This is a genomic window from Chryseobacterium sp. MYb328, from assembly GCF_037572595.1.
Classification (GTDB): domain Bacteria; phylum Bacteroidota; class Bacteroidia; order Flavobacteriales; family Weeksellaceae; genus Chryseobacterium; species Chryseobacterium pennae.
The window spans coordinates 1-693 of the sequence record NZ_JBBGZQ010000059.1 but is presented as its reverse complement, the minus strand read 5'-3'; the positions used below and the strand labels follow the sequence as shown (position 1 = coordinate 693).

Below are 693 nucleotides of genomic sequence, written 5' to 3'. Positions count from 1 at the left end.
CGTAACAGGAGCTGCCTAGGGTAAAACAGGTAACTAGGGCTAAGTCGTAACAAGGTAGCCGTACCGGAAGGTGCGGCTGGAACATCTCATTTTAGAGCGTCTTTAGACGATAAACAAAATAGTGTCCTAGACACAAAGTACTTGTTCAAAGTAAAGCTTTAGTTTTTTGTTTGGTTGATTATATTAAAAATACAAAACCCACTAGAAATTAGTAAAGGGATTGAGAGAGACAAGGATTAAGATAGAAGAGTCAGAAAAATCTGATATCTATTATCTGAAATCTGTTAGTCTAACAGACAGTCTCGTAGCTCAGCTGGTTAGAGCGCTACACTGATAATGTAGAGGTCGGCAGTTCGAGCCTGCCCGAGACTACTAATTAAAGCGGCTGGCAAGTAGCTTATGGCAATAAAGCAATAAGCAAATGGCCAACAGCAACTAGAGGGGGAATTAGCTCAGCTGGCTAGAGCGCCTGCCTTGCACGCAGGAGGTCAAGGGTTCGACTCCCTTATTCTCCACAGTTTTGGAAGACTGATTTAAAAGTTACGGATAGAGCCAAAAACAATATTCGTTCATCAGTTGGACAAGAAGAAATTAAGATCATTGACATTAACGGTAAAGACATCACAAAGAGATAACCGAGCACTTTCGAGTGCCGAGTTTATAAAAATATCGATAAATTAAATTTTATCAAAA

At 40.1% G+C, this 693-nt stretch carries 2 tRNA genes and 1 rRNA gene; all 3 read left to right on the top strand.

What is annotated here, in order from left to right:
* A 16S ribosomal RNA gene (locus tag WH267_RS25050) occupies positions 1 to 92 on the top strand; the annotation flags it as partial.
* Positions 93 to 298: 206 nt separating this feature from the next.
* A tRNA-Ile gene (locus WH267_RS25045) sits at positions 299 to 372 on the top strand.
* Positions 373 to 441: 69 nt separating this feature from the next.
* Positions 442 to 515: transfer RNA gene (locus WH267_RS25040), tRNA-Ala, on the top strand.
* The last annotated feature ends 178 nt before the right edge of the window (positions 516 to 693 follow it).